Raw genomic sequence first — 23,350 nt, 5'->3', positions numbered from 1 at the left:
GGCTACTCCTTGGCGTTTCCGTGATCCGAGTAGGACGAGAGAAACTGATTGATGATGGGGATGGATGAACGTCGGAATGTCTCCGGTGCCGCTTCGAGAATGATTTTCCCTTCGTGAAGAAAAGCCATGCGGGTGGCTACGGTAAAGGCGCTCTCCATTTGATGGGTGACGACAATGGAGGTGACTTTCTGGTGCTCGCGCAACCGGACGATGAGATCGTCGATGAGGCGGCTGTTGATGGGGTCGAGCCCGGCAGAGGGCTCGTCGAAGAGGACGAGTTCGGGATCGAGAGCGAGGGCGCGAGCCAGGCTGACTCTCTTCTGCATGCCTCCGCTGAGTTCGGAGGGGAGTTTCTCCCCGGAATCCTTCAAGCCCACGAGGTCAAGCTTCTGATCGACGATTTCGGCAATCTCCTTGTCGCTTTTGTCCGTAAGCTCGCTCAGCGGAAGGCCTATGTTTTGGCGAACGTTCATCGAGCTGAGGAGAGCCGCATTCTGATAGACCATGCCCATATGGGTCCGGGCCCGGTTCAATTCGGGTCGGGAAAGACGGGTCATATCGGCCCCCTTGAATAAGATGGCTCCCGCACTGGGCTTCAGTAGTCCGAGCAGGAGGTTCAGCAGGGTGCTCTTGCCCCCACCACTCAAGCCCATGATGACGAGAACTTCCCGAGCCTCGACCGAGATGTCGACACCGTCGAGAATCACCTTGTCTCCGAATTGCAGCTTCACGCCGCGCATCTCGACGATTTTGTCCTGTGTGGCTCTCATGGGAAGAAGAGGACGATGAAAACGTTGCAGAACGAATCGCAGATGATCACGGCGCTGATGGCTGTGACCACGCTGGAGGTGGTGGCAGTGCCAACCCCGGCGGCACCGCCCCGTACTGAAAGCCCCTTGTAACAGGCAATCAATCCGATGATTGCGCCGAAGAGGAAGCTTTTCACGATGCCGGCCATCAGGTCTTTGACCAAAAGGTTCGCGATCACCTGGTCGTAGAAGAATCCATAGCTGATTTGCAGCATGAGGTCGGAGATGAAAGCCGCGCCACAGATGCCGGCGACGACTGAAATAACGGTCAGGCAAGGGGTCAGGAAGAAGATGGCGAGAATCCGGGGGGTGACCAGATAGCGCAGCGCTCCAATCCCCATTCCCTCGATGGCGGCGACTTCACCCCCGGCCGTCATGGCCCCTAATTCTGCGGTGTAAGCAGCCCCTATGCGGGATGCCAGGACAATGCCGGTGAACAGCGGTCCCATCTCTCGCGTGAAGGAAACGGAGGCGACAGCCGGAACCAGCGTGACGAGGCCGAAGAACTGGAGCTGATATCCGGTCAATAAAGCCATGGTCAGCCCGACGAACACCGAAAGAAGAATGACCATCGGCACGGAACCGACTCCGGCGCGGTTGCTCTCCTCGAAGAAATGCTCAAGGCGGACCGGGGTTCGATGGGCTTTGATGCGCTCCATCGTTTCCGAAACCGTTTCCCGTACCATCCAGACTAGGCTGCCAAGCTCTTTCAGGAGAGAGAGGGTGAATGCGCCAAGTTTTAGGATCAAAATGGTCTCGTAGCGGTCTCCTTTGCTTCAAGAGGCTCGGCTTCTAATGGCCTGAGGCTACGCGAACCTCTCGCCGAGAGTATGGGGTTAAGACCCCATGGCGGACGAGCTGCCTTCTCCCCCTATACTTTATGTGGCCGTACGGAATCAGAATGGGAGGCCCGAGTGGAAAAGAGAATGGCCGTAACGCGGCATGGGAAGTGAAACGCGCATTATGATAAACATCGAAAGCAGCCCCCTTTGCCTTTACCTCATTCGTCATGGTGAAACCGCTTGGTCGATCTCCAGTCGACACACCAGCACGACAGATCTTCCTTTGACCGAGCATGGTGAGGAAGAGGCCCTCCTACTTGAGAAGCGGCTGCGCGATGTGAAATTCACCCGGGTTCTTACCAGCCCGAGACAGCGCGCTCGGCGGACGTGCGTCTTAGCGGGGCTCGATGCCACTGCCGAAATCGATCAGGACTTGGCGGAGTGGAATTACGGCGATTACGAAGGACGCCATTCGATCGACATTCTGGCGGAAAGGCCGGACTGGGATATCTTCACGGAAGGTTGTTTTGGTGGAGAAATGCCCGGGCAGGTTTCCGCTCGAGCCGATGAACTGATCGCTCGGTTACGCCTGTTGAAGGGAAACGTTGCGCTTTTCTCGCACGGTCAATTCGGATGCGTCTTCGCGGCCCGATGGATTGGCCTCCCCGTAGTGCAGAGTCGGCATTTCGTAATCGGGACGGCCTCTCTCAGTATCCTAAGCTATGACCCCCACCATCCGCAGGTGCCCGTCATAGCTCGATGGAATACCGCTTCGTCCGAGGCTCCGGCAGCCCCTTTTCTCCATCTTGGAGACGTAAGGACGATGAAACAGCGGGCCCTCGATCGATGGGAGAACGAAGGAGGAGAGATTCCTACGGCTGGATTAGCTCCGGTCCAAGCCCCGGCCAGAACCGACTCCAATCAAGCCGATGTAATTGAACAGGCCATTGGGCCTTCCACTTAATAGATATGAAAAACAAACAGACAGACGTTGTCGAGATGGTCAAAGAACGAATCATTTCCGCGATCCGTGGAGCGGAAAACATCGTCGAGGCGATTGTCGATACGGTTCACGGTAGTCTGATCAAACTCATCGAGAATGTCGGCATGGCAGGCGAGGGGGCGACTGACGCCGTCGCCGGAGTAGTGAGCGGGGTTATTCACGGTGCCGTGCAGGTTGGCGCCGATCTGAATCACGCGACGAAGGGGGTCGTGATCGGGGTGTTACGCGGAACAAAGGAAGTGGGTGACGATGCCCTGAATACCATTCGTCATACGGCCCACGTCGCTATTCGGGATACAGCGAAGGTCGGTGGCAATATCGAGGATGCAGTCGTTGGACTGATTGAAGGGGCAGTCGAAAGCGCCATCTTATTGGAACTTCGTGTGGAGGCGGCTGCCGCGGCAGCCGCCGATGGGGCGATGCAGGCTGCCGGCCAGGCGGGACCGGCCACCGTTCATACGGTTCGAGCCGCGGTAAGAAAACCTGTTTTGGGCGTTAAAATGACCCATAAAAAGCCGCACAAACTGCCTGATCTGAACGTCACGGAGGCAGCGTCTAAAGGCGCTGTTCCAAAACGGCTTCGACTTCTTAAGGCCGAAGAGTTGGTGACCTTTGGTGATTTTTTTGAGGAGTGCGGCGGGTTTGAACTATGGGACGGCCCCAGAGGGTTCAGAGCCGATTCGTTCATCAAGCCGATCTATCGGCTGCGAGAAAGTCCCTTAGTGGGAGATGCGGCCCCCATATCGCTGATTCTTGGCGGCTGAGTGAACAACTATTGAGGCAACGTCACAATATGGCTGCCCGATCCTTTCCTCTGTCCAAGGTCTATGGCTTGCTCGAGCCGGGGCCGGTGGTTATGGTCACGACCGTCGGCAAAGGGCGACCCGACATCATGACGATGTCGTGGCATACCATGGTCGAGTTCGAACCGCCACTTGTTGCCTGCGTTATCAGCAATCGCAATTATTCCTTCGGTCTATTGCGGGAAAGCAAGGAATGTGTGATCGGCATCCCCGCGGTGGAGATAGCTGAAAAAGTCGTGGGATGTGGCAATACGTCGGGTGTGAAGTTGGACAAGTTTAAGAAATTCGGCCTTACGCCGAGGTCTGCCTCGCTGGTGGCCGCCCCTCTCATTGCGGAGTGCTTCGCCAATCTCGAATGCCGAGTGGTCGATACGACGCTGGTGAACAAGTATTGCCTGTTTCTCCTGGAAGTCGTCAAGGCATGGGTCGACCCGAAGGTGAAAAATCCAAAGACGATTCATCATCTCGGAAATGGCAATTTCATGGTTGCCGGTGAAAGGATCAAGTTAAAGTCGAAGATGAAGTAGGGCGATGACCAAGGCGGTCCTTGTCTGTCTTTCATCTCAAGGGTATACTTAGATATCGTGAATCACTGCGGGAGGAAAAGAGGCTCGCAGTGCGTTCAGGATAGCCAAAACGTCGACGACCTCCTGGGCCAGGGCACCGTTCACCGGGCTTAAATAGCCCATGGAGGCGAAGGCCATGCCCAGGATGCTCAGTGCCATGCCGCCGACTGCGCTTTGCAGCGCGATCACCCGCATCCGATGGCTGATGTGCATGAATTCATCCACCTTCTCGAGTGAGTTGTCCATAATGACGACCCCGGCTGCTGCCGCCGTCACGTCGCTGTTCTGGCCAATGGCCATCCCCACGGTAGCGACCATCATGGCCGGTGCGTCGTTAATCCCGTCACCGACATAGAGCGTTTTCGCTTCGGCGGTTTCTTTCCGAACGATGGCCAGTTTTTCCTCCGGACTCTGTTGGGCGTAGATCTCATCGATGCCGACCTGTTTCGCAAGATAACGGACCTCCGACTCGCGATCCCCGGAGACGATCATCACTCGCGCAAAACGATGTTTCGGCCCCAGATGATTCACGAAGGACCGGCTTTCCGTGCGCGGCGCATCTCGGAAGTGGAGAACTCCGGCATAGCGGTTGTCGATGGCCACGACGCATTCGAGTCCGCTGGTAACCGGGGGAAGTTGATCGCTTCCGGGAACCTGATCCAATATGAGCTGCTTGCGGCTGCTCACTTGAACTCGGCGTCCGCTAACCGATCCTCTCAAACCCTGGCCGGGAGGTTCGCTGACCTCAGAGGCTTCCGGGAGCTGCACTGAGCGCTCCTTCGCTGCCGCGAGGATGGCCCGGGCCAGTGGGTGTTTTGAATAACGCTCTAAACCCGCCACGAGAGCGAGTACTTCCTTTGGTTCAAACCCTGAGGCGATCTGCTGCTCGGTGAGCTTCGGCTCTCCATAGGTCAATGTTCCGGTTTTGTCGAAGATCGCGGTACGGCATTCCGCAATCTGCTCCAGAACGATGGGGCTTTTGACGATAATAGAGCGACGGGCGCAGAGGGAAATCGATCCGATGATGGCGATGGGTATTCCGATGAGGAGAGGACAAGGGGTGGCGATTACCAGAACGGCGAGGAAACGCGCGGCTTCCCCGCTGAGGAACCAGGCAAGAAGGGCTATGGCCAATGCCGTCGGCGTATAAATCGCGCCCAAGCGGTCCCCCAGGCGTCGCAATTGAGGGCGTTCAGCTTTGGACTCCTGCATCACTTCCATGATCTTCGCGTAGCGCGAGTCGGCCGCGCCCTTGGCGGCCCGAATCGTCAGGACCGACTCCCCATTGATGGCGCCGGAGATCACGGTGGAGCCGGAAATCTTGGTGATCTGGAACGGCTCGCCGGTGAGGTAGGACTCGTCCATCACGCCCCGCCCATCGATCACCACGCCATCGACCGGGCAGATGTCATGAGGATAGATCAGAAGAATGTCGCCCACGACAACTGAGGGCAGCCCGACATCGACGATTCCCGAATCTTCCTTCCGATGCGCAATCGAAGGCATTCGCTTGGCCAGGGCAGACAATACCGAAGAGGCGCTACACAGAGCATAGCTCTCCAAGGCCTCGCCCCCTGCCAGCATCAGGACGATGATGGAACCTGCCAAGTATTCACCGAGGATAACGGAGGTGATAATCGAAATCCCTCCGAGAAGATCGGAACCGAACTCCCGTTTCAGGGTTTTCCGAAGCAGGTCGTAGAGAAGGGGTAAACCGCCGAGAGTGAGCGCGGCCAGTAGGGGTATCCGATATGTGTCCGAGGCGGCATGGAAGACGAAGCGCAGGACCAGATGTAAGAGAATGGCCCCGAGGGAGAGTACCGCAATGACGGTACTCTTTCGGCCCCAGTAGGTGGAAAACGTCCCACTGAATGGAAACGCGACAGGAACCGCATGAGTCGTGCTCGCGGGAGGTGGCTCCGAAGGAGTTTTCATGGTTGGAGTATTTTTCGGTTGATGTGAGGGACGCACCCCTCCGCAACAACAGAGTACAGGGAAGCATTGGCTGTGCTATGGGGTGTTCACCTCACTTTGTGGATGTCTGGGCACGATCCCCATTACCCTTGCATTCCGGTTCTTTCTCAAGTCGGGTTATACCCCATAGTGGGAAATTCCCAGGTTCGGGAGGATTAGGTCAGCAACACACCATGAGCTATCAAAGCATTAATCCGTACGACGGAAAAACGGGCAAGACATTCGAAGAATCGACCGATTCCCAGTTGGAAAAGGCAATTGAAATGGCGGCAGGATGCTTCGAGCATTGAGGCATAGGTCGTTCGCCGAGCGGGCCGCCGTGGTCAATACGGCGGCCGATATTCTCTGCTCTCGCATCGATGAGTTCGCCTCCCTTGTTACGCTGGAGATGGGAAAGCTCATCGCCGAGGCTCGTGGAGAGGTGCTACTGAGTGCTGACATTCTTCATTACTATGCGAAGCATGCCGAAACGTTTCTCGCACCGAGGACTCTTTCAACGGTTGCGGGTGATGCAGTGATTGAAAACGCGCCGTTTGGGGTTCTCTTCGGCGTGCAGCCGTGGAATTTCCCCTACTACCAGTTGGCTCGCTTCGCCGCGCCCAATCTGATGGCGGGCAATGTCGTCATGGTGAAGCACGCCGGGTGCGTCCCTCAGTGCGCCATCGCCTTTGAAGATCTATGGCTTGAGGCGGGAGCCCCGCCCGGTGCCTACACGAACTTGCTGATTTCGCATGATCAGGTGAACCGTGTCATTGATGACCCGCGGATCAAGGGGGTGGCCTTGACCGGAAGTGTGGAGGCCGGGAAACGCGTCGCGGGAAGAGCGGGGATGAATCTTAAGAAGTCGACGATGGAATTGGGGGGCAGCGACGCCTTCATCGTCCTGGAGGATGCGGACCTCGACAAGACGGTCGCGTGGGCGCTCTGGGGCAAGATGAACAACATGGGACAGTGCTGTGTCGCGGCCAAGAGGTTCATCGTCGTCGAGGCGGTGGCCGACCGTTTTCTTCATCAGTTTCAAACGGCCATGGAAGCCCTCAAGCCAGGTGATCCGATGGATGAGGCGACGACACTAGGGCCGCTTTCCACCGAGTCAGCCTTGGTCCATTTGCTGGAACAGGTTCAGACGGCGAGGAACGCCGGCGCCACCCTGCTTATGGGAGGCAATCGGATCGAACGCCCCGGCTCATTTATGGAGGCGACCATCTTGGCCGATATCACGCGGGACAACCCCGCCTTTCGGGAAGAGTTCTTCGGCCCGGTCGCCCTCTTTTTCCGGGTCAAGGACGAGGATGCGGCGGTGGCGCTGGCCAACGATTCCGAGTTCGGGCTTGGCGGCTCGGTTTTCACCCGGGATGTCGCTCGCGGCAAGCGGGTCGCAAGTCGCATCGACACGGGAATGGTTTTTGTGAATCACCCGACATGGACGACGCCGGAATTGCCGTTTGGCGGCATCAAGAACTCGGGCTACGGCCGAGAACTTTCAAGCATGGGCATCGAGGAGTTCGTGAACAAGAAACTGGTGTACGTCACCTCGATCGACGCCCCCGCTTAGAAAATCGCCACACGAAGGGATGAACGTATAGGAAGTCGAAGCGGTTGGCGGCTTCGATCATCGGGAATGAGGTCTCGATGTCTCCTTGTGCACTATCGACCGTGTCGAGGTCGGTCCCGTGATCCACCTCTTCCTTTTCTGCGACGAGAGCCGCCGCCGCTATGCCGAACTGGGGCGACGCGGCCAGATGCCGGTACGTGAATTTATCGATAGGGCCTTAAGTCAGGATTTTGCAACGGGCGCCGGAGAGAAGGGGGTGTGCGTCCCAGCCTCCGTTATTGAGGCGTTTCCCGAAGTCGCCTCGTTGCTGGCAGCTCGAGGTATTCCCATCCTGCCACCCCCTCCCGGATTTCGTTCTGTCGTTAGGGCCGTTCGTGAATGGGAGGCCGACATCATGTGGCCTTTGATCGAGTTCTCTTTCAACGACGCGGTCCCGCGGGTATCCAAGGCCGCTGCTGCGGCAAATCAGGCGCTAAAGAAGGGTCGCGATGGACGAGTCTCTCACGTATCGCTCGCGATTGCTCGTGAACTAAGACAGAGCATGAATTGAGTCATGTTATCGAATTATACGAATGTTATCAAAGTTATCGGCCCACTTGATAACTTTGATAACATTGAACGCTTCCGAGCTAGGACGCGGTCCCGCGGTGATGGAGGACAGCCTTCGTCCGGGTATCTACAGTAATATGGGAGGGCATCTCCGCTTCCTCGACGTATCCTGGGTTAAGGCATAGACACTGCCCTAATTCGGCGCGGAAACTACCCAGATCGGGCGCCTGGTGAAGGTGCCCCGAAAGAAGGTAGTCAGGCTGGAATCGCTCCACCCAAAGACGAATGTGATCGCTGCCGCCGCTATCATTGGGGGTCGCAGCCACCGCCGTATGGACCGGAGGGTTATGAGCCAAAACGATCCAGGGACACCAACTGAGTTCCTGGCGCTTTTGCCAGCCTTGGGTGAGCAAGCTCTCCACCGCGCTTTCCCATGATTCTGTAGGTGCCTCGGAATGCGGAATGCAACTAACCAAGAAGCGCTCCCCTGACAAGGACACGAATTCCTTGCACTCAAGATCTCCGACGACCGAGGGGAATCGCAAGCGATCGGTCCAACAGGGCCCCTCGATACGATTGGTGAACCATCGGCCGCCGTCGTGATTGCCGGAGCACCATGCAAGAGCGGTGCCTTTCTCGGCCTCGGCAGCGAACCATTCCTCAACGAATGCCCTTTGGCGTGGAAGGTCAGGCTGGAAGATATCGAGCAGGTCGCCAGGCAAAGCGACGAGATCGAATTGGGCTACCTGGGTCGATAGCCACGCGAACCATTCCTTTCGATTGTGAAGATCGCCTGCGACTAGGATACGCATAGGCCGAGTCTCGTTTAGAAGCTCTGCACAATCACGTTTGAAACGACACCGTTAGTGAAATAGACGAGGTACTTCTTCTTCTTGGGGGCTGCCTTTTCACTGGCGCTTTGCGCTAGCAATCCACCGAAGGGCAAATAGGCGATGGCGCTGCTCGACCCTTCACGAGCTAAGTCATGTCCGGGGCTGAGGGGTTCGTAAAACCAGACGTCGCCGTTGATCGAATCCGGACTTCCCTTGAGCTTCTTCACCTCGGCTTGGGTCATGCCAAGGGTGAGTCCCCAAGCTCCTTTGCCCTTGGGCTGGCTACCGAGCCCGCCAGAGGAGTCGCCCGAGCCACCGGAGCTTGCCGTCGGAGCCGGAGTGGGCGGTGCTGTCAGCTTCGATATCTTGCTGTCGTAGTCGGCAAGGGTAGGAGCGTCGGTAACGACCTGGATGCGCTCGGAGGTGAGGGGAATAAGTACGCTCACTGGCTTACCGTTATTTCCGTAGACGACGACGAATTCCTGTTCCCCCGCCTTCTCCACCACTTTCACTTCTTTACCGGCCGGGATCTCAGCCTTGCTCGAGAGAAAGAGTCCCGGTCGCGCCGGGGTGATGACTATGACCTTTGAGGAGGCCTTGAGAGCCTCATTTACGCCGCTGAAGGGATTCTCCGGCTTTCCGCAGCCAGCGAGAAGCGGGACCAGGCCCCAGAGCAACATCGATAGGGATATCTCTGCCCAAAGAGGAAATCTTGGCGAAGCCTTTTCGAGCACTTCAGAGACGTGAAGCTGCATAAATGATGGTCTGATTGGTTGACCGAATTACGCCCCATTGCGCCGTGTTCGTCAAATTCAAATCACGGCGTAATAGGGCGTGCCCTCGACGAAGCCCGAAAAAAGTGATCTTGCCGCCTTTGGTAGCAATGTTCGTCGCGTTCGGACCCGCCAGAAGATCTCTCAGGAACGACTGGCCGAGCTGGCCGATCTCAACATCCGCACGGTCCAAAAGATCGAAGCCGGAGACCTGAACGTGCTGGTCACCACCGTTCTTCGGATTCAGCGGGCTCTTAAATCGTTCCCGAACGACTTAGTGCCTCGTTGATTCGCTTCACTGCTTTGCCGGAACGTGTTGCCGTTCGTTTTTTTGGTCGGTTCAGGTCAGCAAGCTGCCGATCTACTAAATCCCGTTCACGTTCCACTTGTTCTTGTTGGCGTTGAAGCTGATCTCGCTGGCTCTCCAGGTCTCTCTGCTTTTGAATCAATTCGGCCTTCGCCCTCAATGCATCCCTTTTATCCTGACACCAGAGTTCTCGAGGGTGTACCGCCATTCCTACCTTTTTGAAAAGCTGAGCGTCTTTGGGTAGAGCCTCCTTTTCAGTGCGAAAAATCGCTTCAACGGACTCCCGAATATCCTCTTTAGTTGGTTTGCTGACGCCATAGCCTTCGAGAGCGGTAAGATCGACATTAGTCCATTCCATTAGGACTGCGACAATGTCATCAATTTCGGCATTCCGCTTCCTTCCCCAACGTCGCTTGGTCAGCTCTTGAAGAAAGTATTCGGTAGGTTCAGCGGCTTTGATCCTTCTAATTACGCCCTCTAATTTGTTCCACTCCACGTAAATGCCCGCGGTTCGCTTAAGCGATAAGAGGACTTCCTTCCGATATCGGCGCTGAAGCAAAGGTTCGAGGAGGCCACATAAGGCCGCCCGACCTAAGGTATCAACCACCTCCTGTCGAACCCCCAAGATCTTGTTGAGATGTGGAGACAACCGCCGGACTTGCCGAATGGTGTTTTCGGCTAAAGACGGTTGTTCATTCGACCTCACGTATGGTGATGACGAATTTTCGGCTGACGGTAAACCGAAGGAGACAAGAAAAAACGGATCTCTGTTTCGGGGGTAGAAACAGAGAAAAGTAGAGTCTTGCGAATAAAGACCTTGCTCTTACCGTGAGCCAGAAGTCCCATGCCTGCTCGCAAGAACGGGAGGGATTTCAAAAAAAGAACAAAGAAAACTCAACGCGGCAAAAAGAAAGGCGCACCGGGTGGAATCGGTGCGCCTTTCTAGGTCCTTTAGGACAGATTCTCTTGGGAGAGGTATCTGTCCGAAAGGTACCTGCGTTGCCGCAGAAAGGCAAGCACAATGGCAAAACGTCATTTCGGGCGTCGTCGTGGTAACAACCAACGAGGCAACCACTGGGAGGCTTACTCCCCCAAGGTCCAACGGATCGTCGAGTTTCAGTCGACGCCGGAATATCTCAACTGGCTTTCTGTAGAAGCCGATCCTGAGATCGTCGGTTTCAAAGAACAGCCTGGGCTGTTTCAGATCGGCAAAGGGGAGGGGAGGCTTATCACCCGGCCAGACATGTTCGTCCTTTACCGTGATGGCCGTCGTGAACTGCGGGAGGTGAAGACCCTTGAGGAGCTGCACGAAGCAGCTCCTCGGGTTCTCCGACAACTCGCGGCGCTGAAAGCCTGTAGCGAGGCGAACGGCATCAATTATCGGGTCGTCCATAGCGGGCATCTCCGGGAACTGCAGGTCCAACTCCAAAACTGGCAACTGGGCGTCTCGCTCATTACTCGAAAAGAAACGGACAACGAACGAGCCATTCGCCTCTTTCTCGAAGACGCGATTCGCATTGTCGGCGCATGCTGCGTCGGCCAATTGGCCAATCTCGGTGCCTGCTCGGAAGGCGATATCTTTCGCCACGTCTTTCGCGCCGCGCACGGCGGTCGCATCCGCACAGACCTTGATCGCAACCCTATGACCCGGAGGACGCTCTTATGGGTCTCGTAATCACAGTCAAACCGGCGGGGGGCCGGTCTCGGGTCGACTGCTCGCTCCTAAACCTCGAAGCGTGGCCTCTCGTCGATCGGGAGGTCATGGATCCGATCGCCCGCGAACGCTTCGATCGGCGGGCAGCAATGGTCCGGCACTACGTGATGGGCGTCCCCATGAAATCGATTCGTGATACCTGGGGTGTCTCGGCGGTCGAGGTGAGGCGCCTCTTTCAGCGCTGCATTGCCCTCCATTACGATGGCCGCATCTACGGATACCGGGCGTTGATCAATCGCGTGCAGCTCAAGCCTTACACACGGCGTGTTCCCTCTGAAGGGGCCTTCGGCACGAAAGCTGGGGAACTTACCAGAGTCTTCGAGACATATCCGCACATCGAGCAAGCCGTCGTGCAGTACTTTCTCGGTCAGTATCCCAAGGGGACAGCCAAGGAAAGTCGGGTGTCGCTCAAAAAGGCTCATTCCCTTTTCGTCGAGCAGTGCCGCATGGCGAAGATCCCCGGGACGGAGTATCCCTTCAACACGAAAGAGCAGGGGCGGAGGGCCATTGGTTTCTTCCTCCGCAGCTTGGCAGCGAAGCAACCCTACCGATATGTCGTCAGCCAAGAGGGAACGGACGCAGCCAAGATGACCTTCGCGGGTGGCCATACGACGAACGACCTTCCCGCAATGCGGCCCTACGCCCGAGTGCTCTTCGATGGTCACCGACTCGATGCGCTGTTCACGTTAGAATATCTCAATCCCCTAGGGATGATGGAGACGAAAATCGTGGAGCGTCCGTGGCTGCTCTTGATCATGGATGCATACAGTCGCGTGATTCTGGCTTGGTCCCTCGTGATCAAAAGCGACTACAACCAAGACGACGTTCTCGAATGCGTTCAGAAGCTGATCACACCCTGGAAAAGTCCGGAACTCACTATTCCGGGCTTGCAGCGGACCAAAGGGTCGGGAATGCCAACCGAGCTCTTCGATAAGCTGCACTGGCGGGTTCCCACCGAGCTGTGGTTGGACAATGCGCGAGCGCATTTCGCTAATCAGGTGCGTGAGAAGCTGGTCGGCGAGATCGGCATCCATGTGAATGCCGGCCCCGTCCGGACGCCGCAGCGGCGAGGGATTCTGGAAAGGCTGTTTCAGACGTTGGAGGAGGACTGCTTCCACCGTCTGCCCTCAACGACGGGCAGCGGCATCTCCGACTCACGTCGGGAATCGGCCGTGCAGAACGCGATCCGCTTCAAGGTCAAGCAGGAGCACCTCGAAGAACTCCTCGACGTCACCATCGGAAACTACAACGCAATGCCTCATACCAGCCTGCACTTCAAAAGCCCGCTGGAGGTCATCGCTCACCATCTCGAACAGGAAAACTCCAATGATCGTTACCTTACCTCCAGACAAGCGGAATAATTTGGCTCTGCTCACCATGTCGGTGATGCGGACAATCCGAGGTGGCCTGGCGACCCGCAGGCGACCGTACATCGCGTTCATGGGCGTCCGATACTCGAACCAGGTCCTGGCACAAGTTCCCACGCTCGCCGGAAAGAAGCTCAAGATCTACGTGAATCGTTCGGATCTCCGGACGCTGAAGGCCTTTTACGAGGATGGGGCGGAGTTCGGGCAGCTAGTCGCGAACGGGGGGTGGGCCCTTCAGGCTCACGATCTGGCCACTCGACAAGCGATCAATTCCCTTCGCCATCTGAAGACACTGCGGCACCTCGAGACAGCAGATCCCGTTGCTGCCTACCTCGATTTCCTCAACGCCCAAGCGGCAAAATCGAAGAGGGCCCGCACGAAGATCGTCGACGTCGAGAAGCGAGCTAGCGCGGGGGAACCTATTAAGGATTCATCCGAGACCTGGTTTGAGAGCGTCAAATCCGAACCGCCGCCAACTCCTTTCCGGGAGGGGGTCCTCGATGACCTATCCCTGGGAACCATCACCTATTAGCCTATGTCCACTCATCCGATCGAAACCGCAAAATATATCCTGCCTACGGCAGCTGTCCGAAGCCTCTACGATGCGACTCGCGAATGGGTCGAAGCGAGGTGTCCTGGAGCCATCATCTGGGGCTATCAGCGCATGGGGAAAACGCGAGCAATTCGCCACCTTCGCCTCGGGTTGAGGTGCGAATGGCCGGATCTCTTTACCTTTGAAATGCCGTGCCGGTCCTATCGCATTTCAGGGGAGGGGAACTTCTTTTCCGACCTCCTCGCCGCAGCTGAACACGCAATCCCAGATTCGGGCTCACCCGCGCAAAAACGGAACCGCCTCATCGAGTTCCTCGTCGACAAAGCCACCTCGACCGGCGAAGACCGCCTGGTTCTCTTTATCGACGATGCCCAGCGGTTGACGGAGATCCAATTCGAATGGCTGATGGACATCCATACCGACCTCGACAAGCGAGGCGTTGCCTTCATCGTCCTCCTCGTCGGTCAGCCGGAGCTCGCAAAACGAAAGGAAGCCTATTGCAAGACGGGCCAGATGCAGATCGTCGGCCGCTTCATGGTCCACAGCCGACGCTTCATGGGGCTCACCTCGGCCCGAGAAGTTCAGCAGTGCCTCAAGGAATACGACACGGCCGAATTTCCTCAAGGTAGCGGATGCTCCTTTTCCCGACATTACTTTCCGAGAGCCTGGAATCAGGGTTGGCGTTTGGCCGACCACGCCCAGGACTTTTGGGAGGCGATCCGTCTCGAGGCCGAAGGAAAGAAGATCGATAAGGTCGACGAGGTCCCGATGGCCTATTTCACCAGAATGGTGGGCATTTTGCTCACCAAGTACGGAGAAAAGGCGGTCTCCGATCCGGAAATCAATGCCGCACGCATCAAGGATATCGTGCGGCGCTCGAACTGCATCGAGGCATTGGTCGCCAAGACCCTATCGGAGGGCAACTCTAAGTGAAGGCTCTAGAGATCAAAGGGCAGGGGAGTCGCCGCCTCCGGGCGTCCCTCTGCCTCCCTACTCCTTGGAGGCGTCCATTCGAATCTGTCTGGTCGATGGCAGCCCGGCTTCCCTTCTTCAATCACTGTAGCTTTCAGAAGATACGGAGATCGATCGGGCACCTCTCAGGAACCGGCGACTGGTGGCGTGTCGATAGCTTCGATCTCGAGGAGCTCTCAGGCGCCCTTGGCTTGGTTCCCGAAGAATCGAAGGAAATGTTCGTTGAGCATCTTCTAGGCGACGAAGCACGGGTTGCTCGAACGTTCGTTCATGTTCGTCCCCGCCAATGCCCAGTCTGCCGGGAGTCCGGCTATCACTCCGTGCTATTCCAGCTCTCGTTCACCGCGCGCTGTCCGATCCATGGGGTGCCCCTAGAGAATAGTGGCCAGCCGGCGTCGCAGCATTTTCGGAGGGAAAGGGAGATCGGGGCAACTCGCCCTCCTCGAAATAGCCAAGTTCCTTTGCCGAAACGTCTCCAACTCTCCTCTACTGAGTGGAGCCGCATGGCCGAAGCATTCGAGTGGGTGAGGGGGCTTTTCGTTCACGAGGAGCTGCCAAGCCGAACTCTAGAGGTCATGGGAGGTGACGGAAGGCTCCTTCGCAGTTGGGTCGTGACTACAGGCCTGCCGGTGCCTTCATGGGTGGATATCGATCCTCACGAAAGAAACGATATACTCGATTTAGAAATTGCGGAAGGTACAGAAGAAGTTCGGAGGCCGAGTAAGAAACTATTGAAGAAAGCGACGTCCATCTACAAGGCGATCGCCAGGCGAATTTGGCGTCGTGAGCTATCGAAGGCTGAGCGGGTTGGCTGCCTGAAAGTTGCAGCTGAATACGATAACAATATCGCAGGCCAAGAGGCTCACTGGTGGGGAGGGGAAATTACGCCGTTGATGGCCGCGTTTTTGAGTTGGAGAACAACCTGGGAGGAAACAAAGCCTCGTTGGCTTTTCGATCAACGCTTTGAATGGGAGCGACAGGAGTCTCCTAGAGCACGCCTTCACCTCATCCTGGGGCGCCGGATCAATGGATGGGACTACTTCTCATGCACGCTTCGAGATCCAGCATCCATGAACGGCAGGAGCATCCGATTGGGCGATGGTGATCGTCTTCGCTTGATGGGAAGAGTCTGCCTTGAATCATTCCGTCGTGCATTAGCCTCTGCCAGTGCTGAGCCCGATCCGAACTACTTTCATCCTGAAGGTGCCATCGGACAGCCTATCGTTTCAGTGAGATTCAGCCTCCTCGTTACTCCTAAACGGACGATCCCATAGTAGCCTATAGTTTTGGCTTATTTTGAACGGTCCGATTTTCATTAGAAATACTATCTGCTGGGTTAGTGCTTTTCACTTTTGGTAGCTCTCGATTAGGGAGTTTCGGGGGTATAAGCCCCTCCGGGATCAATGGCAGGAAGGCATTTTGCACGTCGTCCGGTTGAGACTTTAATCGAGACTGTAGGTATCTGCGGGTCTCATACCATTCGATACTCAGAAGGCTGGCTAGGACTTTCTTCTTATCGATCTGAACATTGCCGGAAGCACTATAAGTAGACAGTAAGTTGTCAATCGCTTCGTGAAGCGGATAGCGATATAGGACAACGCGGATCATCCGATCATTGTCTGGAATATCTGCTAGTTTCTCTAGCAGGAGTAGTCCTATGCGAAGGCCCGTCAAGGGATCAACCTTCCGGAAGATCGTCTGCTGACAATCTTCGTTGCCGGGAAAACTCTCCTGGCACCAATCCCAAAAATCTTGTCCTGAAAAAAGGTCGCTGGACCTGAGCGGTATTGTCTCAATGTGGATTAACGGCTCCATGCGGCCCCACAGTAACCATCGAAGCCTTCGATAAGCGAGGGCGATAAGGTTTCTGGTCTCTCGTAAACGCAAAGAAAGCATTTTCACCGGCACTAAAGGAATGAGTTTCAGCTCCACGGACAGTTACTCCCGCTCGGTTTGGATCTTTCATATTTACTTCGCACAATATTTGTTATGTAAAGTCAAGGGAAGATCGAAATTCTTTTCAACTCTTTGACTAAAAGGGATTTTCAGAATCCGCCACCATTGCAAGTTTTGCCGCAGATCGCTCGTTTTTATCAAAATCCGAAAACGACCTTACAGGGGTGTAAGATTTCCTGACCTCGGCGAGGTAGGCCCGCGAAGGCCCCTGAATGTCCCCGAACGCCATGTAGTTTTGCCGATACCCCCGGTAGGTCCGGTAGTCAATCTTTTTGCCCCGAGTCTCAAAGGCTAGCTGCCGGGTAAAGTCGGACTCCACAACGATGTCAGACACCTTGGTATGGTCCCATGTCCCGACCGGCGACCAGCGACGGCACCCAGCATGGAAGTCTTTCCAATGCTGCTTGCCCAAGTACTTTTCGAGATACCCCACGGCACCCTTGTCGCACTTCATGACGTGGACCCTCCCTATGCCATACTTGGACCCGATCCGGCGAACGAGGCCGACCGGGAGACGCTGGTTAAGGATGGCGTGATAGTGGAGGCCGTGTGTCTTATGGTGCTCGGCAACCTTCACACCGCGGATGAGATCTGGAAAGTGGCCGGTGAAGTCCACCCAAAACCGGTTCCACGTCCGCGAGTAATACCAATCGGGCATGGCTTCCTTAAAGGTGAACGTCCAAAAGTAGAGGACTTCGTAACGGGCAAAGAGCTTGTCGCAGGTGAGTTGAAAGGCCACGAGGGATTTGTTCACAGGGCTTCTTAACGGTTTAGATATAGAACAAGGTTAGGGCGGCGGCGCTGCGCGCCGCTCGCCCCTTCCTCTCATTAGATTACAGGCGTTGAGGGGCCCTCACTGGACCGTCTCCCCTTTCCTCACGGGCTCACCATCGACTTCCATTAGGGTAACCGTCACCACATCTTGGAATGTCTGCCTCACATGCTCTTTGCCAACCGGCACCCAAAGGAATCGGTTCTCCTGATCCTGAACCCTCGTTTTGATGGAATCAACTAACACCTGAGGGACCGGCGTTAGACCGCATTCCCCAACCACGTCGGCACCTACGGCCGTTTCGTTCGTATCTGCCTGAGAGTTCGACAGAAGGTAACTGAGCGAAATTCCTTCCGTGAGAATGCATGGTGTCATCTTGACGATGAGCCCAATCTTGCGCCTCTCCGTGTTGGTAGTGGTGGCCGTCGTCGTCGTCGTCGCATTCGTGGTTATCTGCTCCGAATACTGGTTGAACGCTGTCTCTACCCCATGCGTAAGCGTGGCCTCCGTGTGCATCTTTAGCTTTGCCCTTACCTTAAACGACCCCTGAGCCAAGATGCCGGATAGCTTATCCCATGCTAGACCCATGGCACCGATAGCCGGTGAGGCTGTGACCGCGACCGCAGACGGCAACGACAGGTTGAGCTTCCATTGAGACAGGGCCGCCGAAATGCTGTAACCGCTATCGTCATCGCTCGACAGCTCCACTATATCGACCTGAACCTTACATCGGTGTAAGGGCACGTCCCGGGCCTTTAGCGATCCGATGCGCGAATCTCTTTCGCTGACAGGGCAAATGACCGTGACGGAATTGGACCCTTTATCAATGACAGCCCCCTCCCCTAAGGCTTCCGGGACTGGCCTGTTGTCGAAACAATAGGTGAAGACAACCTTTGGCTCATCCTTCTTCCCGTCGCCGTCCCCCTTCCCTGTCTTCGAGTCCGATGCCTTCCCTTGCGTTGCCTTCCCTCCCCCTGCATCGAAAAACGTATGCTGCTTCATGATAAGAACCCCGGTCACGACGACCAGGGCGAACAGGATGATCACCTTCATAGACTTTGTTTGCCCAAATAGATGAGCATTCCGAAAAGGACGACCGTTAGGGAAACCTCCAAAGTTTTCCTAACGAGGATCGCCGTTGTTTTCTTTTTGTTTTTAACGACCTTCGACGTTTTGTTTTCGATTAAGAAATCGTGGTTCATGAGAAGCTGTTCGGACTCGTAGAGGTCGAAAATCTCCTTCTTCCGAGGGACGAACGTCCGATCCATGACGGTTTTGCCGTCGTAATCGACGAGGATTTCCAGCGTATGCGGTAGCGGGTAGACCTGCCCGAAGCCCGGTGCCTTCATCTTTTGAAGGTCACGGAACCGGTAGTAGCTTTGCGCGAGTCGCCGGAATTGAGCGTCTATGTTCGCGGCGTCCTGTGTGATAAAGACGACATCGACGAAGAATTTCCGGTGTTGCGTCAGCCACACCAGATTGCGTTTTAGAAGCTCATGCGTCGTCTTCCAGTCCCGCGAGTTGTACCAGATATGCGCCTCATCGAGGTAAATCTTATTGGTGCATGCTCGCGTGCCCCGAGGGATCAAGGACGGCATATCGTGCGCGAGCTTGGAGCCGTCCTCGTAGTAGACCAACGAGTCGGGCGGAACCTCAACGCCCCACCGGTCAAAGACGTATGCCCTCACCTTCTCCGGGTAGAGGAAAATGTTCGTATGAACGATGGAGCCCGCCGCCAAATCCTTGCAGATGTTCTCTACCGCTCGGTAGCTCTTGCCCCCGCCGGGCCGCCCCTCGTAAACGTGGATCATGTCGCCTTAAGCGGTATCAGCTTATAGACGCTGATAGCCCATCGGATGACGAAGCACGTTCCGCTAACGGTAAGGACTTGAACGATGGCCGCACACATGGCCTCTACAGGGAGATACTGAATAGCCCATGACCCTACGGGCCCAGCCACAGCAAGCAGACTAGACCAATCGAAATGCGTAACCGCCCCTACACTTGGTTGAGCCAATGTCGAAACGGTAGGGATCAGATTAGACCAATACTGATACGCCATCGTAATGGCCGTATAGACGAGCGAATACAGGAAGCTGATAACCGCAAAAATCAATGCGGCCTTACCGCCGATCCAGTCCGAAATCTTCTCAAGAAAATCGATCATATGCTTTCAACGGTTTCACGAGCGACGGAGTAGCTACGCATACAGGCAAGGAAAGTGACCATGAGGCCCAAGACTGTCTTGATGGCAGACCCTCCCGCTATTTGAGGCAGTGAAACGGTTATATTCTGCCCAGCGACCTTGACGTTAAACGGGCCGACCGTAGGAGCGCCCCCGGCTATCGAGAACGTGCCTGACGAGCTAAAGGAACTCCCGGAGTAAGTGCCTTGGTCATTGACGAGAAAGTTATAGATGTTGGGCGCGTCGTTTCCCCCACTGTCCAACTGACTACTAAGAGCATCGGCGGCAGAACCGGCTTGATCCAAGCCACTCCCCCACCCCGTCCCATTTATGAAATCGCTGAACTTGTCCTTAAACGTCTTGATGTCGGTATCAACGGTGTTGACCGCCGAAATGATCCCGGAAGCATCGAAACCGCCACTGCCACCCGACCCCGACGAACTACCACCCGACCCGGAACCAGCACCAGACCCCGCTGCCCCGGACGTGTTCGCCGCAATCTGATCCGTCCCGACCTTGATTGCGTTAAGGACCGTCATCGTCTCGGCGTGGTTGTCGTTGAGGAGCCCGGTATACCAATTCACCTCCTGCTGTTGCTGGTTATAAAGCTGTGTCAGACGCTCAATGATTTTATCGAATTTCCCATCGTAGTTGTGCTCATTGATCATGACTTCCGCCTGTCCGTCGCCCGACGAAACGAAAATGTCGCCCGAGTTGTCAGTCGGCGACGGCCCGCCGTTATCCGACGGGCTAAGCGGCGCTGAAAATACGGTATCGGCCCTCAACGCCGAGACAGATGCCACGCACAGCAGCAGACAAGCGCCAAGAAGACGCCGATTGAGAACTCGAAACTTGCTTGTAGAGAACATAGGAGATCGATGATTTGGGTTGCTTGGTCTGCGCTCATTCGCTGATCCTCGTTAAAATGCTTCCCACGGAGAAGAAGCCGTAGACGGTGAGGAAGAGTCCCGCAGCGGACGAGAACCCCAAGACGACGTTTTCCATATAGAGAGGGGTGAAACTTACAGGGGTGTAAGAAACGGGGGAGGTTACCCTCCCCCGTAGTAATCGCCGGATTACTTCGCGGTGCTCTTGAACATCCGCGTCAGGAAGCGGACGCCCCAGAGGGTCGCGGCGACGCCGAGCGCGATCGGGAGGATCGTCAGCATGTCGGCCTGGATGCCCTGGATGGCGGTCGTGTAGGAGGTGACGTAGCTGGAGCCGGTATCGGCGTGCGCGGCAGTGGCACCGGCGATGCTGAGGCCGACGACGCCAACGGCGGCGATCTTCGAGCGGACCTTGTTGATGAGGTTCTTCATGTTTGTTTTTCCTTTCTTTGTTGGTTGGTTTCTCGATCCCACACGGGACCGAAAATTATTTGTCTCCAACGGACGTCCAGAAACGCCACAGGCGGAGAAGGATGAAGCGCCCAATGAACAGGACGGACACCCAGAAAATTGCGATATGTAAGGGGTTCATGCGGAGCGTTTAGTATGCGTTTATATTATAATACGGGTGAATAAATGTTAAGGTAAATCAATGATTATAAGCGTGTTACAAATTTTATGCCAGAACGAGTCTGGCGCGATAAGCAAGCAAATCGACGCAATGGAGAGAGACCGGCCTCCCGGCCTAGAAGCCCCGAGCCCTCCCGGTTAGGCGGGCGTTCGTCGCGCCAAAGGATTGGCACTCCTCGGCGCGTTCCGCATGGGGAAACGAGGGTTAAACCCCCCGGCCTCTTTGAGGGGGGTTTAACGCCCTAGGACGCGAAGCGTGAGGCTATCGCGCAGATGGTTCGCTAGTGGCGAACGGGGAACTAGCTCCGACGGAGCCAAGCCAGCGTAAAGAGGATGATCGCTGCCGAAACTTCGAGGATCACCGCTCCGATATGTTCCTGAATGACGCTCATCCCAAGGAATGTTTAAAAGTTTGAATAATCTTAGGGGCAAAGAGAGAGGGGAGGAAACCCCTCCCCTCTCCGGCTCTGTCCGGGACTTAGCCTAGAATACCGCTCCCTCCCGGAAGGGGCTAGGATTTTCTTAGTTTTCGAGAGCTTCGATGTCTCCCGAAATGATGGTGACGCCCGATTCCTCGCGCATGCCGCGCACGCGAACGACGACGGGGGTGCCCGACTTGAACGGCGGGATATACTTGTTCACGTCGAAATCGTCGTCCTTGTACTCGAAGACCTGAACGGGCTTCGTGGACGTGGTGACCCAAGCGCGGGTCGTAGCGTAGGTCTTGAGACGGCCCGTCTCCTTGTCCTTATAGTTGCGCCGCTCGGCAGAGGCGTTGAGGAAGGAGCCAATCAAGACGGCATTGCCCGCTTGAACTTCGTTGAGGATGCTTTCGCGTTTCATTTCTGTGTTACGTTTTGTTGAGGTTTGTTTTTTTCTCTGACGGAGAAAATTTTAGTTAAGTCCCTGCATCGGGATGACGATAACGCGGTAATTTCCGATCACCGCATGCGCAACGCCTCCCTTTTGTTTAAATGTTTTAAGAAACGACTTGTTCTCAAAACCCCGACGCAGGAAGTCGGGAACGAAGTCCAACTTATCGAGGCGAAGGACGGACACGAGTTTCGACACGAGTGCGTTCGGACTCTCATCCAGCTCAGGCTGCGGGGCATCGTTGACACCCTCGCCCGGGTTGCCGTCGCCTTCCTCCTCGTCGGCAGGTTCCGAAGTCGAAGCCGTCGTATCTGCCGGGTGCTCGTTCGCAGCCCTCTCCCCTCCCCGAGCCAAACGGAGGGCCGAACGGAAGCCGAGGCCCTCGCTAAGAAACTTTTGAAAAATCTCATCAGAGACGAAAGCGACTCGTTTAACCTCCGAAATTCGGGAGTAATTATATCCCGCCGCCGACAGCAAAACAGTGACCTCTTTAGGGGCCAATTGATGACGACGAATTTCGATGCACAAGGCCATATAACACATGACCGCGTTCGACTCCGCGCTACGGGCACTGAACGCCGCATCAAGAACCGCCTTGTGTCCCTCACTCAAAGGCGTATCAAGCTCCTTAGAGCATGTTTCCTTGGCTTCACGCTCTTTGATGTAAGGAAAGTGAACTTTCAAACCCTCACAATTAGCGGCAATCTGGCGAGCCGTGAGGGGCTTTTCTTTGGACTTCTGCGATGCGAGAGGCATAATCATACTCCTAGTTATTCGGTCTTTTTTGATCGAATTAAACCCCATATTTAAAAAGGTTTAATCTAAGAGCACGGTACTCTATTTGTTATGTAAAGGACGGCAACCGCACACGGAGCGCCGTAGGAACGTCACCTGTCCGACGACGTAAAACTCATCGGATTAGCGCAGGTAAAACTCAACGGTTCTCGAACGTTGATCGATTCCATCAAATTTTTATCAACGAGGCAGGATCACAAGCAGTTCGTTAGGAGCAAGAATCCTCCGCATTCGACCGTCATCAGGTCTGCTGGCGGGCATCCTCGCCCTTGGAAAAAATCCCGCCTCCTCGCTATCAGTATTGCTTTGATCGTATTCGCCTCCATCGCGATATGGGATGGCGCAGCGCATATCTCCGTGATCTTGTAGACAGAGTTAAGAGTGCGAATGATCTCGCCCTCATAGTTGAGAATTGGAGTCGAGATGAAATGACCCAGGGCGAAGCGCCCATCTTTCACGACTTCGGACATCACCCCTTCTGCTCGTCCGTTACATAACAAAGCGTTCGTGCGAAGTGATTCCGGGCACGGATGCCGCCAACGTGCGTCCGGGCTAAGGATGCCAGCGCGGGACGCGGACGGCCCCCGGCAACACGGGGCATCCCTCGCGCCGCGCGGCGCGGCAACTCGGTCTGCTATGACGAATCACGCACGGGGAGGGCAGGGCTGGGCGATGGGGTAATCGCCTCGCTA

General features: G+C 55.8%; 25 protein-coding genes and 1 pseudogene. 11 read left to right on the top strand and 15 right to left on the bottom strand.

The window, feature by feature from the left end:
- Positions 1-2 precede the first annotated feature (2 nt).
- Together BLU04_RS12145 and BLU04_RS12140 are read right to left on the bottom strand one after the other, a co-directional pair.
- Positions 3-770: an ATP-binding cassette domain-containing protein gene (locus tag BLU04_RS12145; protein ID WP_197672955.1), complete on the bottom strand. Its 768-nt coding sequence runs from the start codon at positions 768-770 to the stop codon at positions 3-5.
- Positions 767-1,558, bottom strand: coding sequence for an ABC transporter permease (locus BLU04_RS12140; protein ID WP_093286432.1), 792 nt, complete (start codon positions 1,556-1,558; stop codon positions 767-769). The genes BLU04_RS12145 and BLU04_RS12140 overlap by 4 nt, the downstream gene beginning before the upstream one ends.
- Before the next feature lie 193 nt (positions 1,559-1,751).
- Between BLU04_RS12140 and BLU04_RS12135 the strand changes: the two genes are divergently transcribed.
- From BLU04_RS12135 to BLU04_RS12125, 3 genes are read left to right on the top strand one after another with little or no spacing between them, the layout of a single operon-like run.
- Positions 1,752-2,555 (top strand): histidine phosphatase family protein, encoded by an 804-nt coding sequence (locus BLU04_RS12135; RefSeq protein ID WP_197672954.1) that lies wholly within the window; start codon positions 1,752-1,754, stop codon positions 2,553-2,555.
- Between the two features lie 5 nt (positions 2,556-2,560).
- On the top strand, positions 2,561-3,358 hold the full coding sequence (locus BLU04_RS12130) for a hypothetical protein (RefSeq protein ID WP_157895329.1): 798 nt from the start codon (positions 2,561-2,563) through the stop codon (positions 3,356-3,358).
- A gap of 29 nt (positions 3,359-3,387) precedes the next feature.
- The gene (locus BLU04_RS12125) at positions 3,388-3,924 is read left to right on the top strand and encodes a flavin reductase family protein (protein ID WP_093286424.1); all 537 of its coding nucleotides are present in this window, start codon (positions 3,388-3,390) and stop codon (positions 3,922-3,924) included.
- Positions 3,925-3,972: 48 nt separating this feature from the next.
- Here the strand turns inward: BLU04_RS12125 and BLU04_RS12120 are convergent, their stop codons facing one another.
- Positions 3,973-5,898, bottom strand: coding sequence for a heavy metal translocating P-type ATPase (locus BLU04_RS12120; protein ID WP_093286421.1), 1,926 nt, complete (start codon positions 5,896-5,898; stop codon positions 3,973-3,975).
- A 212-nt stretch (positions 5,899-6,110) separates the two neighbouring features.
- Between BLU04_RS12120 and BLU04_RS12115 the strand changes: the two are divergent.
- Both BLU04_RS12115 and BLU04_RS16595 read left to right on the top strand, forming a co-directional pair.
- A pseudogene (locus tag BLU04_RS12115) lies at positions 6,111-7,492 on the top strand (NAD-dependent succinate-semialdehyde dehydrogenase).
- Between the two features lie 118 nt (positions 7,493-7,610).
- A complete protein-coding gene (locus BLU04_RS16595; RefSeq protein WP_157895328.1) occupies positions 7,611-8,042 on the top strand; it encodes a hypothetical protein in 432 nt (143 codons plus the stop codon).
- Between the two features lie 79 nt (positions 8,043-8,121).
- On the opposite strand, the gene BLU04_RS12110 is transcribed toward BLU04_RS16595, so the two are convergent.
- Both BLU04_RS12110 and BLU04_RS12105 read right to left on the bottom strand, forming a co-directional pair.
- Positions 8,122-8,853: a metallophosphoesterase gene (locus tag BLU04_RS12110; protein WP_093286417.1), complete on the bottom strand. Its 732-nt coding sequence runs from the start codon at positions 8,851-8,853 to the stop codon at positions 8,122-8,124.
- A 14-nt stretch (positions 8,854-8,867) separates the two neighbouring features.
- Positions 8,868-9,629 carry a hypothetical protein gene (locus BLU04_RS12105; RefSeq protein WP_157895327.1) on the bottom strand — a complete coding sequence of 254 codons (762 nt, stop codon included), beginning with the start codon at positions 9,627-9,629 and terminating at the stop codon, positions 8,868-8,870.
- Between the two features lie 79 nt (positions 9,630-9,708).
- Between BLU04_RS12105 and BLU04_RS12100 the strand changes: the two genes are divergently transcribed.
- Positions 9,709-9,936, top strand: a complete 228-nt coding sequence (locus BLU04_RS12100; protein ID WP_093286412.1) for a helix-turn-helix transcriptional regulator — start codon at positions 9,709-9,711, stop codon at positions 9,934-9,936.
- Here BLU04_RS12100 and BLU04_RS16590 read toward each other — a convergent pair.
- Positions 9,902-10,450, bottom strand: coding sequence for a hypothetical protein (locus BLU04_RS16590; protein ID WP_157895326.1), 549 nt, complete (start codon positions 10,448-10,450; stop codon positions 9,902-9,904). The two genes, BLU04_RS12100 and BLU04_RS16590, sit on opposite strands and share 35 nt — an antisense overlap.
- A 525-nt stretch (positions 10,451-10,975) precedes the next feature.
- Here BLU04_RS16590 and BLU04_RS16585 point away from each other — a divergent pair.
- The 5 genes from BLU04_RS16585 (at position 10,976) to BLU04_RS16580 (ending at position 15,834) form a co-directional block, all read left to right on the top strand.
- Positions 10,976-11,629, top strand: coding sequence for a TnsA endonuclease N-terminal domain-containing protein (locus BLU04_RS16585; RefSeq protein ID WP_157895325.1), 654 nt, complete (start codon positions 10,976-10,978; stop codon positions 11,627-11,629).
- 86 nt (positions 11,630-11,715) lie between these two features.
- A complete protein-coding gene (locus BLU04_RS12090; RefSeq protein ID WP_157895324.1) occupies positions 11,716-13,029 on the top strand; it encodes a DDE-type integrase/transposase/recombinase in 1,314 nt (437 codons plus the stop codon).
- Complete coding sequence (locus BLU04_RS12085; RefSeq protein WP_157895323.1) at positions 12,995-13,567, top strand: hypothetical protein; 573 nt, start codon at positions 12,995-12,997, stop codon at positions 13,565-13,567. The genes BLU04_RS12090 and BLU04_RS12085 overlap by 35 nt, the downstream gene beginning before the upstream one ends.
- Before the next feature lie 3 nt (positions 13,568-13,570).
- Entirely contained in the window at positions 13,571-14,521 is a 951-nt protein-coding gene (locus BLU04_RS12080; RefSeq protein WP_093286401.1) for an ATP-binding protein, read from the top strand.
- A 542-nt stretch (positions 14,522-15,063) separates the two neighbouring features.
- Positions 15,064-15,834 carry a hypothetical protein gene (locus tag BLU04_RS16580; RefSeq protein WP_157895322.1) on the top strand — a complete coding sequence of 257 codons (771 nt, stop codon included), beginning with the start codon at positions 15,064-15,066 and terminating at the stop codon, positions 15,832-15,834.
- A 4-nt stretch (positions 15,835-15,838) separates the two neighbouring features.
- Here BLU04_RS16580 and BLU04_RS16575 read toward each other — a convergent pair whose 3' ends face one another.
- The 9 genes from BLU04_RS16575 to BLU04_RS12040 all read right to left on the bottom strand — a co-directional run bounded on the left by BLU04_RS16575 (position 15,839) and on the right by BLU04_RS12040 (position 22,625).
- Positions 15,839-16,492 carry a hypothetical protein gene (locus BLU04_RS16575; protein WP_157895321.1) on the bottom strand — a complete coding sequence of 218 codons (654 nt, stop codon included), beginning with the start codon at positions 16,490-16,492 and terminating at the stop codon, positions 15,839-15,841.
- A 100-nt stretch (positions 16,493-16,592) separates the two neighbouring features.
- Positions 16,593-17,270 carry a hypothetical protein gene (locus BLU04_RS12075; RefSeq protein ID WP_093286398.1) on the bottom strand — a complete coding sequence of 226 codons (678 nt, stop codon included), beginning with the start codon at positions 17,268-17,270 and terminating at the stop codon, positions 16,593-16,595.
- 99 nt (positions 17,271-17,369) lie between these two features.
- Positions 17,370-18,341, bottom strand: a complete 972-nt coding sequence (locus BLU04_RS12070) for a hypothetical protein (protein ID WP_093286395.1) — start codon at positions 18,339-18,341, stop codon at positions 17,370-17,372.
- On the bottom strand, positions 18,338-19,099 hold the full coding sequence (locus BLU04_RS12065) for a zonular occludens toxin domain-containing protein (protein ID WP_093286392.1): 762 nt from the start codon (positions 19,097-19,099) through the stop codon (positions 18,338-18,340). The genes BLU04_RS12070 and BLU04_RS12065 overlap by 4 nt, the downstream gene beginning before the upstream one ends.
- A complete protein-coding gene (locus BLU04_RS12060; RefSeq protein WP_093286390.1) occupies positions 19,096-19,455 on the bottom strand; it encodes a hypothetical protein in 360 nt (119 codons plus the stop codon). Before BLU04_RS12060 ends, BLU04_RS12065 begins: the two co-directional genes overlap by 4 nt.
- Positions 19,452-20,342 carry a hypothetical protein gene (locus tag BLU04_RS12055; RefSeq protein WP_093286387.1) on the bottom strand — a complete coding sequence of 297 codons (891 nt, stop codon included), beginning with the start codon at positions 20,340-20,342 and terminating at the stop codon, positions 19,452-19,454. The genes BLU04_RS12060 and BLU04_RS12055 overlap by 4 nt, the downstream gene beginning before the upstream one ends.
- A 207-nt stretch (positions 20,343-20,549) precedes the next feature.
- Positions 20,550-20,792, bottom strand: a complete 243-nt coding sequence (locus BLU04_RS12050) for a hypothetical protein (RefSeq protein ID WP_093286384.1) — start codon at positions 20,790-20,792, stop codon at positions 20,550-20,552.
- Positions 20,793-21,512: 720 nt separating this feature from the next.
- Positions 21,513-21,833, bottom strand: coding sequence for a hypothetical protein (locus tag BLU04_RS12045; protein WP_093286381.1), 321 nt, complete (start codon positions 21,831-21,833; stop codon positions 21,513-21,515).
- Between the two features lie 51 nt (positions 21,834-21,884).
- Positions 21,885-22,625 (bottom strand): hypothetical protein, encoded by a 741-nt coding sequence (locus tag BLU04_RS12040; protein WP_093286378.1) that lies wholly within the window; start codon positions 22,623-22,625, stop codon positions 21,885-21,887.
- Between the last annotated feature and the right edge of the window lie 725 nt (positions 22,626-23,350).

Origin of the sequence: Verrucomicrobium sp. GAS474, from assembly GCF_900105685.1 — a bacterium.
In the GTDB taxonomy this organism is placed as follows: domain Bacteria; phylum Verrucomicrobiota; class Verrucomicrobiia; order Methylacidiphilales; family GAS474; genus GAS474.
The sequence above is the reverse complement of the archived record's forward strand: the minus strand, read 5'-3'. Positions and strand labels throughout refer to the sequence as shown.

Bases quoted from the DNA above. Each gene is read 5' to 3' on its own strand.
- BLU04_RS12055 (WP_093286387.1), bottom strand. From the start codon at position 20,342: ATGTTCTCTACAAGCAAGTTTCGAGTTCTCAATCGGCGTCTTCTTGGC.
- BLU04_RS12090 (WP_157895324.1), top strand. From the start codon at position 11,716: ATGGATCCGATCGCCCGCGAACGCTTCGATCGGCGGGCAGCAATGGTC.
- BLU04_RS12130 (WP_157895329.1), top strand. From the start codon at position 2,561: ATGAAAAACAAACAGACAGACGTTGTCGAGATGGTCAAAGAACGAATC.
- BLU04_RS16580 (WP_157895322.1), top strand. From the start codon at position 15,064: ATGGCCGAAGCATTCGAGTGGGTGAGGGGGCTTTTCGTTCACGAGGAG.
- BLU04_RS12065 (WP_093286392.1), bottom strand. From the start codon at position 19,099: ATGATCCACGTTTACGAGGGGCGGCCCGGCGGGGGCAAGAGCTACCGA.
- BLU04_RS12070 (WP_093286395.1), bottom strand. From the start codon at position 18,341: ATGAAGGTGATCATCCTGTTCGCCCTGGTCGTCGTGACCGGGGTTCTT.
- BLU04_RS12085 (WP_157895323.1), top strand. From the start codon at position 12,995: ATGATCGTTACCTTACCTCCAGACAAGCGGAATAATTTGGCTCTGCTC.
- BLU04_RS12135 (WP_197672954.1), top strand. From the start codon at position 1,752: ATGGGAAGTGAAACGCGCATTATGATAAACATCGAAAGCAGCCCCCTT.
- BLU04_RS12080 (WP_093286401.1), top strand. From the start codon at position 13,571: ATGTCCACTCATCCGATCGAAACCGCAAAATATATCCTGCCTACGGCA.
- BLU04_RS12110 (WP_093286417.1), bottom strand. From the start codon at position 8,853: ATGCGTATCCTAGTCGCAGGCGATCTTCACAATCGAAAGGAATGGTTC.
- BLU04_RS12045 (WP_093286381.1), bottom strand. From the start codon at position 21,833: ATGAAACGCGAAAGCATCCTCAACGAAGTTCAAGCGGGCAATGCCGTC.
- BLU04_RS12060 (WP_093286390.1), bottom strand. From the start codon at position 19,455: ATGATCGATTTTCTTGAGAAGATTTCGGACTGGATCGGCGGTAAGGCC.
- BLU04_RS12040 (WP_093286378.1), bottom strand. From the start codon at position 22,625: ATGATTATGCCTCTCGCATCGCAGAAGTCCAAAGAAAAGCCCCTCACG.
- BLU04_RS12145 (WP_197672955.1), bottom strand. From the start codon at position 770: ATGAGAGCCACACAGGACAAAATCGTCGAGATGCGCGGCGTGAAGCTG.
- BLU04_RS12050 (WP_093286384.1), bottom strand. From the start codon at position 20,792: ATGAAGAACCTCATCAACAAGGTCCGCTCGAAGATCGCCGCCGTTGGC.
- BLU04_RS12120 (WP_093286421.1), bottom strand. From the start codon at position 5,898: ATGAAAACTCCTTCGGAGCCACCTCCCGCGAGCACGACTCATGCGGTT.
- BLU04_RS12105 (WP_157895327.1), bottom strand. From the start codon at position 9,629: ATGCAGCTTCACGTCTCTGAAGTGCTCGAAAAGGCTTCGCCAAGATTT.
- BLU04_RS12125 (WP_093286424.1), top strand. From the start codon at position 3,388: ATGGCTGCCCGATCCTTTCCTCTGTCCAAGGTCTATGGCTTGCTCGAG.
- BLU04_RS16585 (WP_157895325.1), top strand. From the start codon at position 10,976: ATGGCAAAACGTCATTTCGGGCGTCGTCGTGGTAACAACCAACGAGGC.